A 14772-nucleotide genomic window follows, 5' to 3' on the forward strand; every position below is an offset into this window, starting at 1 on the left:
TTCTATCCGAATATTTTTTTTATAAATCTAACTATATAAATAACTATTACTAAACCGACAATATTTAATACTACAGGTAAAAAAGTAGCAAGATTGAATGTTATATGTTGATTCAAATTATTGAATGATTTAGTAAAAATTGTTAATACACTATTATCTATTCTTTCACTTACAAAATTAACTCTTGCTTTAATCATATTAGCAATCACTTCTCCACCAAGGAAAAATAAAAGTGAAACTGAAATAGCTAAATTAGTATTATTGAATAAAGTTAATGATAGTAAGAATATAATGTTTGCAAATAATAGCAGTACTATTAACATCGTTGCATACGCACCTGCAGTATTTACATTCATCATTATCGATTTTAACTCTGTAAATAAGCTATTCTTACGAATAAATAAAGTAGCTAATAAACTAGTTACTATTATGACATAGTAAATTAAAAAATAAATTAAATTAGCTAAGATAGCAGAAAAATCACGTATACTTTTCTTTTTATGTATTTCAAGAAAAACATTCACCTTTGAAATATAGTCTTCTCTATATGAATATATATAATTCAAGCCCATAATAAACAATATCAGTATTAAATTTATTTTCAAAACAATATTGAAAATAATATTTACTAAAGACATATCATAAAATAATGATAAAAAGTCTAATTTAAAAACCATACCTACATTTATTAGAATTAAAATTAACCCAAATAGATAATTAAATTTTCTTCTAAATAACTTACCAAATTCAACCCTAAATAACATTATAAATCAGCCTCACCCTCATACAATTTAATTTTCTCACCTAAATTACGAATTTGATAAACTTCTATATTGTTTTTTAACAGGATATAGACAACTTCTTCAAGTACTTCTTCTCTTACTACTATTTCATTTTCATGGTAAATCGTATATTGATATCCAGATAAAACAGTTTCTAGATTTTCGTTGCTAGAAATATTTATAGCAGTTAATTGTTTTAATATTAGTAAGTCTTCAAGATTCCCATAATAAGACTTAATACCATCTGTAATAACTAGAACCTTATCTGCGATACTATTATATCTGTTCAACATTGTATCTAAAATAATAACATTAGCATTATTTGATTTATCCAAAATAAAATCACTTATAACTTCCATATCTTCTATAGTTAAATCTTTATTAGTGTTATCAATTATTAGTAGATTTTGATCAACTAATATTGAAAATAATATATGAAACTTGTTAATTTCGTTTGGTAATAAGTCTCTATACTTAGAACCCGGTTTAAGATTTAAAAACTCTAAATCTTCAGTTAAATTATCAACTGATACTTTTATATTAAATAACTCCAGTGCTACCTTTAGATTTTTTAGCAATGTTAAGTCATTATAAAATCCAAAATCTTTAGTAAATAAAAGTTGTTGTTTACTTACGTCTTCATTGTCAAAAAGTATTTCACCTTTAAACTTTATTCTTTTTCTGAAAGAATCTTTTATCAGTTCTAAATTTTCCTTTTTATTATTAATAATTGTTAAAATTTCACCTGTTTCGACCTTAAAATCAAGTTCTAATATAGTATCTTTTTTTATTTTCTTTGTATATTCTCTAAATTCTAAAACCATTACTTCTCCTATATAAAAATAACAAAATGATATCACCTTGTTTTTATTTCTGCTTTTCTTCTTATTACAATAAGACTACATCTTATTATAATACCATTGCTTTATCGTATTGTCAAAAACAATAGTCAAAAAATTAAAAGATGATAGAAGATTAATCTCCTATCATCCTTTACTAAATTATTTATTTTCTTTTACGAAGAAAGTTAAAACAATACCTAACACAAATCCTACTAATGCAAAGTTTAACCATGCAAAATCTACAGGTACTGGTAAAAACATAACTTTTGATAATAAATTATCCACAGCTGGTACTGCAAGTTTGAAAGTTGAAGTTATTGTTGCATATAAACTGAATACCCCTGTAAATAATACAGTAGCTACATAAACAACCCTCTTACCACCAAAGAAGTTATTTAAGAATCCTAGTAGAATTAATACCATTGTTAATGGATATAATAATACAAGCACTGGTACAGCTCCTTGGATAATTGCAGCTAAACCATAGTTACCTACTGCAAACGAGAATAATGTTAATGCAATTGCATAAGTTTTATAACTAATTTTATCATATAATCTCACAAAGAATGAAGAACATGCTGTTACTAATCCAACACTTGTTGTTAAACAAGCTAAGAATACAATAACAAATAGTAATAACTTACCAACATTACCAAAGTAATAAGTTGTCGCTCCAGTCAATACCCCAGCTCCAGTTTTTTGTAATCCTAAAACTGAAACAGATGTAGCTCCAATATTTGAAATGAATACATATACTAGTGCTAGTAATACTGCCGCTATAATAGCTGATTTTGCAGTATTATTAAATACTTCTTGTTTAGTTTTAGCTCCATAAAGTTTAACAGAGTTAATTACGATTATACCGAATACTAATGATGCTAGTGCATCCATTGTGTTGTATCCTTCCATTAAACCATTTGTAAATGCTAATGAAGTAGTAGCATACGCTTTAGTAGCTTCTTGAGCAGAACCCATAGGTTTAACTAAAGATGCGATAATTAAAACAACCATTGAAAGTAGTAAAACTGGTGTAATTACTGTACCAATTCTATCTACTAATTTATTAGGGCTTATTGCTAACCATAATGTTAACCCCATAAAGAACGCTAAAAAAATTGCTTGAGCAATCATTGTATTTTCTGGTGCTACGAAGCTTGATAATCCTAATTCATAAGTAGTTGTACCTGTTCTTGGGATTGCAAAGAAAGGTCCAATTGTTAAGTATAATAAAGTCGTAAATGCTATACCGAATCCTTTTCCTGCTCTACTAGATAAATCTAACAGATCTTCAGCTCCTGAATACCCCATTACAATAACTCCTAGAAGTGGTAATCCCACTCCCATAATAATAAATCCAACCATCGCTGTAGATAAGTTTGTTCCAGCGTTTTGTCCTAAAAATGCTGGGAAAATTAAATTACCAGCACCAAAGAACAGTGCAAATAACATAAGTCCGATTGAAACATATGGATTTTTCTTTAAAAATTTCAACATGTCATCTCCTCCAAATTTTTTCAATTAATTTTTAATATGTTATATACAATAATATATTTCAAGACTTTTGTCAATATATTTTTAAAAAATATCTTCTTTTTTGTTTAAAAAATGTTTTAAATTTTCTGATAATTTAGATTTATAGTGTTTTGAATTTTGCGTTTTCATCATAAATTTATCAATATTGTAAACACTTTCTTGTTGAATTAAGTATATATTAGTCATTTATAATATTAACAAAATAAAAAAAGATTTGATAATTGAAAATACTTATCAAATCTTTTTTTAGAAAATTCTATTTTTTTATTTCTTCTTTATAATCACAGTGATCACAATGAACACCTTTTTTTCCCTCAAATAAAATATTATCACATTTCGGGCAATTTCTGCTTATTGGTTTATCCCATGAAACGAAATCACAAGTCGGGAATCCTTCACAACCATAAAAAAGCTTTCCTTTTTTAGATTTCTTTTCTAATATATCATGCTCTTTACATTTCGGACATTTTACTCCTACTTTTTTCTGGATTGTATTCGTATATCTACAGTTAGGGAAATTAGAACATGCTATAAATTTACCAAATTTACCTAACTTGAATACAAGTGGAGACGAACATTCTGGACAAGATTCACCAGTGAATTCTTGTTTCATTTCAACTTTTTCCATTTCTGATTCAGCTTTTTCAACATCTTTTCTAAAACAACTGTAGAAATTATAAATTGTTTTTTCCCATCCAACTTTACCTTCTGCAATATCATCTAGCTGACTTTCAAGATTTGCAGTAAATTTTGTATTAATAATATCAGGGAAATACTGTTCAGTAATTTTGCTTACTAATGTTCCTAATTCTGTTGGAGTAAATACTTTATTTTGCAACTTAGCATAATATCTTTTTTGAAGTGTGTCTACTATTGTCGCATAAGTAGATGGTCGACCTACACCTAGTTCTTCTAATTCAGCAATTAATTTTGCTTCTGAATATCGTGCAGGTGGTTGCGTGAAGTGTTGTTCTTCTTTTATATCTTTAATTTTTGCATCTTCACCAACTTCAAACTCTGGAGCAAGTTTTACTTTTTCTTTTTCTTTTAACACTGCTAAAAACCCATTAAATAAAAGATTAGAATGTGCCCCGCGATATACAACTTCATTATTTTCAAAAGTAGTAGTACTCGTTTCATAAACTGCTGCACTCATTCTGCTCGCAAGAAACCTTTCCCAAATCAATTTATATAGCTTGTATTGATCATTTGATAGATATTCCTTAATTGAATCTGGTGTGAAATTAACATTTGTTGGTCTAATACCCTCATGGGCGTCTTGAACATTTTTACTAGACTTTCTAGATTTTATTGATGTTGCTAAATACTCTTTACCAAAATTATTAAGAATATAATCACTTGCCATTCTTACCGCTTCATCTGAAACCCTTGTAGAATCTGTTCTCATGTATGTAATTAACCCGGTAACACCACCTAATTTTTTAAGATTAATTCCTTCGTATAGCTCTTGAGCCACGCTCATTGTTTTACGAGTTTTAAAATTAATTTTTCTTGAAGCATCTTGTTGCATAGTAGAAGTAATATAAACATTAGGTGCATTTCTATTTTTCTTAGTTTTCGCTACATCTATTACTTTAAATGTATCACCTACTATAGCTTTTCTTATTTTTTCTACATCTTTTTTACTTTCAAGCTTGATTTTTTCACCTTTATATGAATAAAAATTAGCTGTTAAAACTTTTCTATTCTTAATAAAGTCTATAGGTATTGACCAATATTCTTGTGGTATAAATTTTTGTATTTCTTCTTCTCTATCTACAATTAATTTTAATGCAGCATTTTGCACTCGCCCAGCTGATAATTTCGGTTTAACTTTTTTCCATAGAACTGGAGAAATATTATAACCTACAAGACGGTCTAATATTCTTCGCGCCTGTTGTGATTGAACTAAATCCGTGTTAATTTTTCTTGGATGTTTAATTGCATCCTTTACTGCATCTTTTGTTATTTCATTAAATACTATTCTATTATCAGAATCATTATCTAATCCTAATATGTGAGCAATATGCCATGCTATTGCCTCTCCTTCTCTATCAGGGTCGGATGCTAGGAAAACTTTTTTCCCTTTTGCCTCTTTTTTCAGAGACTTGATTACATCACCTTTTCCTCTTATAGAAATATAATCAACATCCACATTCCCATTATCTAGTACTTCTACCCCCATTCTACTTTTAGGTAGGTCTCTTACATGACCTTTTGAAGATATTACTCTGTATTTTTTCCCTAGATATTTTTCAATAGTTTTTGCCTTTGAAGGAGATTCGACTATTACTAAATTTTCTGCCATTTTCTTCTCTCCATAACTTTTTAATAAGTAGTATCTTAAATCATTTTTATTAAATTGTCAACTTTTTTCAATGAAAATTAGTCTATTTTTGTTAAAATTAACGGTTCTTGATTATCTCGAACAACAATCGTATGTTCATATTGAGCGATATATGAACCGTCATTTGCGACTAATTCCCATTCATCTCTATCTGAATTTCCTACAGTTTTTGCTTTTGTAGATACAAATGGTTCTACAGCTAAACACATACCATCTTTTAGGATAATGTTATCCCATGGATCAAAATAGTTGAAAACATGTTGTGGCTCTTGGTGTAATGAAGTTCCAATACCATGACCTGTTAAATTTTCAATTACTTCTAACTTATGTTCTTTAATTTTTTTGTGGACATTTTTCCCAATTTGATTAATTTTTCTTCCAGCAACAGCATGTTTAATACCTTCGTAAAATGCTTCTTTAGCAACTTCACAGACCTTTTCTTTCATCGGGTCATCTACTTTACCTACTACAAAAGAAATACCAGTATCTGCATAGTAACCATCTTTACATCCTGATACATCGATATTAAGAAGATCTCCATCTTTTAAAATTTTAGTACTTGATGGAATACCATGTGCTGCTTGATAATTTAATGAAATACATGTGTATCCTGGGAAATCATACTCAGTTATTGGAGCTGATTTTGCACCATATTTTTCAAATAATTCTTTAGCAATATTATCAAGTTCTTTTGTTGAAACTCCTGGTACTGCTTTTTTTACCATTTCATCTCTGATTGTTGCACAGATGAAACCTATTTCTTTCATTTTCTGTAATTGTTCTTCAGTTTTTATAATCATTTTTATTCTCCTCACTATTTAATCAATTGATATAAGTTTTCTATTGAATACGTTGGTTTTTTCTCTTTTTCTTTCAATTCTTCGAAGCTTGTCACACCTGTTTGAACATGAATTGTATCTATTCCACTATTTATACCAGACATAATATCTGTATCGTAATTATCACCTACCATTACTATTTCATCTTTTCTATAATTGAATAATTTAATAGCAGATTCCATAATAATATTACTAGGCTTACCAATAATTGTAGCAGACGTAGAAGTTGAATATTCCAAGTATTTGACTTGTCCTCCATTACTCGGAACGAAACCATGTGCAGTAGGTAATAATGTATCTGGATTAGTACCAATAAGTTCTGCTCCATTTAAAATAGCTTTAGTAGCAATAGCTAATTTTTCGTATGTAAGTTTTCTATCTAGACCTACTACAACTGCTTCAACATTTTCTTCAGTATCCTTTTGGCTAAATGAACTAAGTGTATTCTTTACCCCAGCTTCTCCTATTACATATAAATTTTTATATCCTTTAGATTCAAGATAAATTTTAGTAGCATCACTCGAAGTAAATACATGTTCTTCAGATGTGTTTATATCAAATTTTTTAAGATGCTCAGCGACATCTTTTGGTTCTTTCGTCGAATTATTTGTTAAAAATAAATAGTCTATATTCTTTTCATTTAAATATTCAACAAACTCTTTGGCATACCTGATTTTTTTTTCTCCATTATATATAGTACCGTCTAAATCTATCAGGTATAATTTATAATCTTTTATAGTCATGCTGTTACTCCATAAGTTTCTATTAACATAACAGTAAAATCATCAAATTAAATTGATTTCCATCTTAATATATTAATTCGCTAATATCCCTCAATAGTACAGATACTGTATTAATATTATATTTTTGACTCATTTTAACACATATTATGTTACTCTTTATATTTTACACCGTTTATAAAAAAAATAAAAGCACTAATTAGGTTTTTCCTATTTAATGCTTTAAATAAAATCGTTAAATATACTATCTAAAAAGATTAACCATGAGTTCATTTCAGACAATTGTTTTTTCTCATGATACCAAACTATCATAATAACAGACTGTAACGTTATATACCATTTTAATCTATTTCTATATTTTAATGTAGGTTCTTGTCCATATATTTCTAACCATTCATTCCAATCACCTTGCGGAATATATCTGTATAGAACAAATGAAATATCAATTGCTGGATCACAAAGTATAGAATGTTCCCAATCTACTAAAAATAGCTTACCTTGATCAGACAATAACCAGTTATCTTTATGTAAATCTGTGTGACAAGGTGTATACTCCACATCATCTCCAGGTATAGAATTTTCTAAATAATTAAGCGCGTTAATAATATTACTGTTTTTACGAAGTTCATCTGTAATTATAGATTTCAAATTATATAAAGAACTAGCCGCTGTTTCTTCATTATACCCTTGCGCTTTCATAATTCTTTTTAATTTTGTAGATCTATGAACTTTTTTTAATATTTCGGGAATTCGCTTATCAGTCATGTCTTCTGTATTTAATGTTCTACCATTCTCAAAATCTTGAGCAATCAATACATCTCCATTACTTATTCGCTTCGTCCATCTTAATCTAGGAACAATTCCCTCTGCTGAAAGAGTTGCTATCATAGGAGTAGTATTTTTTTTAATAAAGTAACGTTGATTATCTCGCGAACAAAAATAGTCTTCTTGATATGTATCATCTAAAGTCCAGCCCATTTGATAATATTCTTTAGACATTTTTTCTACTGCTCCTTTCTTCAATCTCTTTTTCATTTTTAAAAATTATAATGCACTTTATATTTTACATTCTTTACCTATTTTTTTCAAGATGCTATTTTCTTATTAAAATTAAAAATTTCAAAGATATTCTAATTTTAATAACAAAAAACAATAAGAATATCTTTGAGATTTAGTTTTTTATGTTAATTTTAGTTTTAACAATATTATATTAAATAAATATTTTTATAAAATTTTTACACACAGCAAAGCTTGTAAATTCCTTCTGCATAAATCGCAGTTGCTAATAATAAATCTTCAATTTCTAAGAATTCATTGGCTTGGTGCATAGTATCTTGTTTACCTGGGAAAAGAAGTCCAAATGCTACACCTTTTTTCAAGCATCTAGCATATGTTCCTCCACCAAGAACGAACGCATCATTTTTAGTATCTCCAGTATACTTTCTATATACATCCATAAGAGTAGTAACTAACTCATCATCTTTTGGCACATAGTGTGCTTCTTTTGTACTAGTAACTTCGATATTAATATTATCTACTTTTACTTCATTTAATTTTTCTACTAAGTTAAACCTCATAGGATGACGGCAGTCAGTTGATACTACAGCAATTTTTTCTGCTAAATCATATTTTAGAATACCATAATTATATGTTGCTGCTCCCATTTCATCATCAGAATAATTAATACCTAATTTTTCACCAAATGGATCGTTGGCAAGTTTTTCTACTATATAATCAACAAAGTTTTTACCATTAACATCTAATCCTAATGTACTTAAAAATTCTGCTAATTTTGTAGCTCCATTTATACCAAATTGTGGTGTTGAACCGTGTGCCGCTTTACCTTTTAGAGTTAGTTTTATTGTATCTCCTACAGTTACTTCTCCTTCAAGTTTTTCTTTAGCTAAGAATTTTTCAAATTTTTCTTTAATATCAGCAGCTTCACCAACTAATTCAGCTTCTGAACTCGCAATAACCATATTAAGAACTTGACCTCCATTGAAATTAACAAGTTTATAGTTATAAGCTCCTTCTTCATCAATAAAGATTAATTTATGATCAAAAGTAACACGAGCTTTTTCAGCATATACTAGAGGGAACATAGCATCTGGTGTAAATCCTATTGCAGGTTGTTCTTCATGCTCAAAGTACGATTTAACACATCTAAATCCTGTTTCTTCATCACTACCGATAATTAAACGAACACGTTTATTCCATTTTACACCCAGTTTATCTAAAAGTTTTACAGCGTAGTAAGCAGCCATTGTAGGTCCTTTATCATCTAAAGATCCACGAGCATAAATTTTCCCATCTCTAACTTCTGGTTTAAACGGGTGACTAATCCAATCAGCTTCAACTACTGGCACTACATCGACGTGACCAAGGATACCAAATAACTCTTCACCTTCACCAACTTCAATATGACCAGCTTTGTTTTCTACTAATTTAGTTTTATAACCATCACGTTCTCCAAATGATAGAATTAAATCTAATGCTTCTCTTGGACCACTACCAAAAGGAGTTTCCTCAGTTACATCAGTTCCTAAAATTGAACGAACACTTAATAAATCGAATAAATCTTTTAATAGATCCTCCTTATGATTTTGAACCTCTTGTTTAAAATTGATATTCATAATATATCCCTCCATTATTTATTTAAATTTTTTAGTTCCTTTTCTGTTAAATATCTATATTCACCTAATTTTAAATTTTCATCTAATTTTAATGATCCTATAGACAATCTCTTTAAGTATGTTACTGTAGTTCCTAGAGCTTTCATCATTCTTTTTACTTGATGAAACTTCCCTTCAGTTATAAAAATATATGCGCGACTTCTTTCTTTAGAAGATTCAATTATCTCCAAGCGTGCACTTTTACACTTATAACCTCCATCAATAATAAGTCCATCTTTAATCAATTTTATATGCTCTTCTTTTAACTCTCCAAATACCTCAACATAGTATTTTTTTTCTACATCTTTTTTTGGAGAAATCAATTTATGAGTAAGCTCACCGTCATTTGTCAATAACATTAATCCTTCAGTATCCTTATCTAGTCTACCAACAGGAAATACTTTATTTATGCGATCTTTTTCTTCTAAAATGTCAACTACTGTTTTTTCAATCGCATCTTCTGTAGCTGATACAACATTTTTAGGTTTATTCATCATTATATAACTATATTTTTGATAAATCAACCTTTTACCATTCACTATAACCTGATCACTTTTTTCATCAACCTTATAATCGGGGGATTTTACTAGGATATCATTAATTAATATTCCCTTTTTAATAATTTTTTTCGCTTCTGCTCTACTTAATGTTGTCGTTGTACTAATAAATTTATCTAGTCTCACAATCCTCTTCTCCTTAAATTTCTTAATGATGCCAGGGTAATTGTTCTACCAAATAAATACTTATCAAATTTCATTCTAGTTATACTAAAGAAGTAGACCGCAGCTCCTATAACAGCACATATAACAATTAATAGCATACTAGAAAGTTTCGATTCGATAATGAAATTAGATACTATCGATTCATACACTGCTGCGACTGCAATAAACATAATAAAACAACTACTTAATAGTATCGACAATCTAGACACAAACTCAGGAATTCTAAGTTTCACTTCACCGTTAATTATTATTAAATTAATACTTATCATTATTAAATAAGTTGTTATTGATGATAAAATTACTCCATTCGTTTCAAACCTCACTACAAACGGTGTAATAGTTAAGTATTTAGCAACCAATCCAACACCTATAGCGATAAGATTTAACAATTGCCTATTTATCGCTTGCATAATAATACTTGTCAAACTGTAAAAAGAATATAAAATTGCTAATGGTAAGTAGAATCTTAATAAATCCGCATTAACTAAACTTCTACTGTAAAATGTAGAATACAATGGATCAGCAAGAACATACATACCAACTAGTGCTGGGAGAACTATCATCATAAGTGCTAATATAACTTTATTTATTTGAATACTGACACTTTTTTTATCACCTTGAGCAAATAATCTTGTAATAGAAGGTAAAAATGCACCTGAAAATGCCGGAGCAATCGCTACAGCTATCATTACAACCTTATTAACGAGTTGTAATGCCGAAAACCTTCCGTCAACTATATCTGCCTTTCCAATTTCAGTCATTCCATGTATAAAATTATGCTGATCAATTATATTTAAAATAGGAAACAAACCTACAATAAATATAAAAGGAATTGAAACAGAAAAGAATTCTTTCAGCAATTTACTTGTGGAAATCTCTATAAATACCTCATCTTTTTCTATATTTAAATCTAAGTTGTTCTTATACTTTTTATAAAAAAAGAGCAATGTTAAGACTGAAAAAACCGCACCTACTGCCGCTGCAAAAGTTGCACTAACATTCCCTTCAACTACTCCATACCCTAAAATTTTCATAATAAAATATGTTGCTCCTAACATAAACGCTATACGAGCTACTTGCTCTATAAATTGGCTTAATGCTGAAGGTAACATTATTTCATGACCTTGAAATAGACCTCTAATTCCTGCTGAAACAAGAACTAATGGAATACCAAAACTTAAACTCTTAAGAACTAATGTTCCTTCTTGAGGTGTGAATTTTTGTTGATTACTTATTAATATTTGTTCTGAAATATATCCAGAACCAAAAAATAAAATACAAAAACCAACTATTCCCATTACTAAGAGCATCCAAGAACCTAATTTAAAAATTCTATTACTAATACTATAAGCACCCAAAGCATTATATTTAGCTACTAATTTTGCAATTGCTAAAGGCGCTCCAGCTGAAGAAACTTCTAATATAGTTACATAATAACTATACCCATAATTGAACAAGGCCATCTGTTCTTCTCCGCCAATAATTTGATAGAAGGGAATTAGATACACTGCTCCCAAAACTTTTGTCAAGATTAAACTTATACTAAGTATCGCAGTTCCTTTAAACAAGGAATCTTTTTTCAAAATTTTCACATCCAAACTTAATTATTTAATTTTATTGTTTATTATAAGTATAAATATTGATAGCAAAATACTAAAGCACTAACCAAACTATATGTCGCTACCAATGTCAATACTTTATCCATACGTCTCTTTTTTATTTTCTTATTTGCTACTAACATTATGTATGAAACTAATAATAGTACAAATGTAATAATAAAAACTATAACAGATAAAAATATCGCCATACTATCATCCTTTCTTTTTTATATAACCTTATTTTATCATGATTTATAAAAATTTTAAACACACTTTGCATAGATAATTAAAAAAACTCAATAAAATTGTGATTTTGATTTACATATTTGTATTTATGTTAGATTTTATAACATACACTTTATTTTATATATTTTTTTTGTTATTATACTAATAGATATAAAATATTTATTTCACAAAATCTGATTAGAGAGGTACTATTATGGGGTTTAAAGAATTACAAAAAAATCTTCCAGTTTTTTCTATAAGTGTAGTAACAAAAATCACCCAGCTTACCGCAAGACAAATACGATACTATGAAGAAAAAAAACTCTTCACTCCAAAACGTACTGAAGGGAACACTAGACTTTTTTCATTCAATGACATCGATAAATTATTAACTATTAAAGATCTACTTACAAAGGGCTTCAGCCTAAAAGCAATCGATGAAATTATAAATGAGAAAAATGTCTCTGCTGAAACAACACAAATTAGGCAAATTATCCATAATGATATATTTGCTGGACCAAGCGGATTACCTAGGGAACGCTCAATTGGACGTGGTGATTTATCAAGATTTTATAGCAAGAAAAACAATAAATTTTAATGTTAGATTTTTTTACAATATATATTTTCAAATAATAAGGAGACGACATGGCTAAAACTATTACTAGAGAAGAAATTATTAAAAGAATTGAAGATGAAAATGTTAAATACATTCGATTACAATTTACTGATATTACTGGAACTATAAAAAACGTAGAAGTACCAGTAAGTCAAATCGAAAAAGTATTAGATAACAAAATGATGTTTGACGGTTCATCAATTGAAGGTTTCGTTCGTATTGAAGAAAGTGATATGTACTTATATCCTGACTTAAATACATTCTTAGTGTTTTCATGGGATAGTGAGTACGGAAAAGTTGCGCGTTTCATCTGTGATGTATACACAGTTGACGGAAAACCATTTGCCGGAGATCCTCGTGGTAATTTAAAACGAACTCTTGAAAGAATGAAAAAACTTGGTTTTGATACTTTAAACCTTGGACCAGAACCAGAATTTTTCTTATTCAGACTTAAAGAAAATGGTGAACCTAGTTTAGAATTAAATGATAATGGTGGATATTTTGACCTTGCTCCAGTTGATTTAGGAGAAAATGTTCGTCGTGATATCGTGCTTGAGTTAGAGCGTCTTGGTTTTGATATTGAAGCGAGTCACCACGAAGTTGCACCTGGACAGCATGAAATCGACTTTAAATATGATGATGTAATTTCAGCTTGTGATAACATTCAAACTTTCAAATTAATCGTAAAAACTATCGCCCGTAAACATGGACTTCATGCTACATTCATGCCAAAACCTATCTTCGGTATTAACGGTTCAGGTATGCACTGCAATGTTTCTATGTTTAGCAACGGTGAAAACAGCTTTTACGACGAAAATAGTGAGAATGGATTAAGCGAAGTGGCTTCGCACTTTATTGCAGGAATTTTAAAAAACGCTCGTAGTTTTACTGCTGTTTGTAATCCAACTGTAAATTCATACAAACGTTTAGTTCCAGGATACGAAGCACCTTGTTATGTTGCATGGTCAACATCTAACCGCTCTCCATTAGTCCGTATCCCAGCAGCTCGTGGTAAATCTACACGTGTTGAAGTTAGATCAGTTGATCCAGCAGCTAACCCATATTTAGCTATGTCTACTATTTTGGCAGCCGGTTTAGACGGAATAGAAAATAAACTTGTTCCTGCAGCTGAAGTTAGAAGTAATATTTACGTTATGACTCCTGAGGAAAGAATTGCTAATGGTATTGATGAGTTACCATCAACATTATACACAGCTCTTAAAGAACTATCTTCATCTTCTATTATGAAAGAAGCTCTTGGTGACCATATCTTCTATAACTTTATTGAAGCAAAATCAATCGAATGGGATTCATTTAGAACTCAAGTTACAGACTGGGAAATTGATCAATATTTAAAAAATTATTAATTTAAAAGAAACAAGGGATAATTCGTAATTGAGTTATTCCTTGTTGTTTAGTATACTTGAGAAAAAAATAGCTACAGAAAATATTTTCTGTAGCCTCTTTGTATATTAGTATTTAGATAATAATTCTACTAATGCTTCTTTGGGTTGGTATCCAGTTTTTTCTTCTAATACTTCACCATTTTTCATAATTAGTAGAGTTGGAATTGACATAATTCCATATTCACCAGCTGCCTCTTGATTTTCATCAACATTAACTTTGTAGAATTCAATGTTAGTTAATTCATTAGAAACTTCTTCTAATACTGGTGCTAACATTTTACATGGACCACACCATGGTGCCCAAAAGTCAAATACTTTTACGCTATCAGTTTTTGATAGTTCAAAAAATTCTTTATCTGTGATTTCTCTCATTGTTTCTGTCTCCTTTATTGCTTATGTTTTTATTTTATAATATCATTGAAAAATATTCAAATTATCTGTTTAATCTAT

Annotated in this window: 14 protein-coding genes; 2 read left to right on the top strand and 12 right to left on the bottom strand. The window is 29.1% G+C overall.

Annotated features, from left to right (window positions below; genetic code table 11):
• Positions 1-2: 2 nt before the first annotated feature.
• The 11 genes from JX287_RS08275 to JX287_RS08325 all read right to left on the bottom strand — a co-directional run bounded on the left by JX287_RS08275 (position 3) and on the right by JX287_RS08325 (position 12284).
• Entirely contained in the window at positions 3-764 is a 762-nt protein-coding gene (locus JX287_RS08275; protein WP_204644407.1) for an iron ABC transporter permease, read from the bottom strand.
• Positions 764-1606: an ABC transporter ATP-binding protein gene (locus JX287_RS08280; RefSeq protein ID WP_204644408.1), complete on the bottom strand. Its 843-nt coding sequence runs from the start codon at positions 1604-1606 to the stop codon at positions 764-766. The genes JX287_RS08275 and JX287_RS08280 overlap by 1 nt, the downstream gene beginning before the upstream one ends.
• 177 nt (positions 1607-1783) lie before the next feature.
• A complete protein-coding gene (brnQ, locus tag JX287_RS08285) occupies positions 1784-3118 on the bottom strand; it encodes a branched-chain amino acid transport system II carrier protein (protein ID WP_204644409.1) in 1335 nt (444 codons plus the stop codon).
• Positions 3119-3413: 295 nt separating this feature from the next.
• Complete coding sequence (topA, locus tag JX287_RS08290) at positions 3414-5465, bottom strand: type I DNA topoisomerase (protein ID WP_204644410.1); 2052 nt, start codon at positions 5463-5465, stop codon at positions 3414-3416.
• 77 nt (positions 5466-5542) lie between these two features.
• Positions 5543-6304, bottom strand: coding sequence for a type I methionyl aminopeptidase (map, locus tag JX287_RS08295; RefSeq protein WP_048802418.1), 762 nt, complete (start codon positions 6302-6304; stop codon positions 5543-5545).
• A 14-nt stretch (positions 6305-6318) separates the two neighbouring features.
• Positions 6319-7086 carry a TIGR01457 family HAD-type hydrolase gene (locus tag JX287_RS08300; RefSeq protein WP_204644411.1) on the bottom strand — a complete coding sequence of 256 codons (768 nt, stop codon included), beginning with the start codon at positions 7084-7086 and terminating at the stop codon, positions 6319-6321.
• A gap of 219 nt (positions 7087-7305) precedes the next feature.
• Positions 7306-8118: a phosphotransferase family protein gene (locus JX287_RS08305; RefSeq protein WP_239650377.1), complete on the bottom strand. Its 813-nt coding sequence runs from the start codon at positions 8116-8118 to the stop codon at positions 7306-7308.
• Between the two features lie 200 nt (positions 8119-8318).
• Positions 8319-9716 (bottom strand): dipeptidase PepV, encoded by a 1398-nt coding sequence (gene pepV, locus JX287_RS08310; RefSeq protein WP_204644412.1) that lies wholly within the window; start codon positions 9714-9716, stop codon positions 8319-8321.
• Between the two features lie 14 nt (positions 9717-9730).
• Positions 9731-10438: a pseudouridine synthase gene (locus JX287_RS08315; protein WP_204644413.1), complete on the bottom strand. Its 708-nt coding sequence runs from the start codon at positions 10436-10438 to the stop codon at positions 9731-9733.
• Positions 10435-12069, bottom strand: a complete 1635-nt coding sequence (locus JX287_RS08320; RefSeq protein WP_239650378.1) for a putative polysaccharide biosynthesis protein — start codon at positions 12067-12069, stop codon at positions 10435-10437. The genes JX287_RS08315 and JX287_RS08320 overlap by 4 nt, the downstream gene beginning before the upstream one ends.
• Positions 12070-12101: 32 nt before the next feature.
• On the bottom strand, positions 12102-12284 hold the full coding sequence (locus JX287_RS08325) for a hypothetical protein (protein WP_204644415.1): 183 nt from the start codon (positions 12282-12284) through the stop codon (positions 12102-12104).
• A 230-nt stretch (positions 12285-12514) separates the two neighbouring features.
• Between JX287_RS08325 and JX287_RS08330 the strand changes: the two genes are divergently transcribed.
• Together JX287_RS08330 and glnA are read left to right on the top strand one after the other, a co-directional pair.
• The gene (locus JX287_RS08330; protein ID WP_204644416.1) at positions 12515-12898 is read left to right on the top strand and encodes a MerR family transcriptional regulator; all 384 of its coding nucleotides are present in this window, start codon (positions 12515-12517) and stop codon (positions 12896-12898) included.
• A gap of 47 nt (positions 12899-12945) precedes the next feature.
• A complete protein-coding gene (gene glnA / locus JX287_RS08335) occupies positions 12946-14283 on the top strand; it encodes a type I glutamate--ammonia ligase (protein WP_204644417.1) in 1338 nt (445 codons plus the stop codon).
• A gap of 105 nt (positions 14284-14388) precedes the next feature.
• Here the strand turns inward: glnA and trxA are convergent, their stop codons facing one another.
• Positions 14389-14694, bottom strand: a complete 306-nt coding sequence (gene trxA, locus JX287_RS08340) for a thioredoxin (protein WP_048802943.1) — start codon at positions 14692-14694, stop codon at positions 14389-14391.
• Positions 14695-14772: the final 78 nt, after the last annotated feature.

Source organism: Gemella haemolysans (assembly GCF_901873445.1).
GTDB classification, from domain to species: Bacteria; Bacillota; Bacilli; order Staphylococcales; family Gemellaceae; genus Gemella; species Gemella haemolysans_C.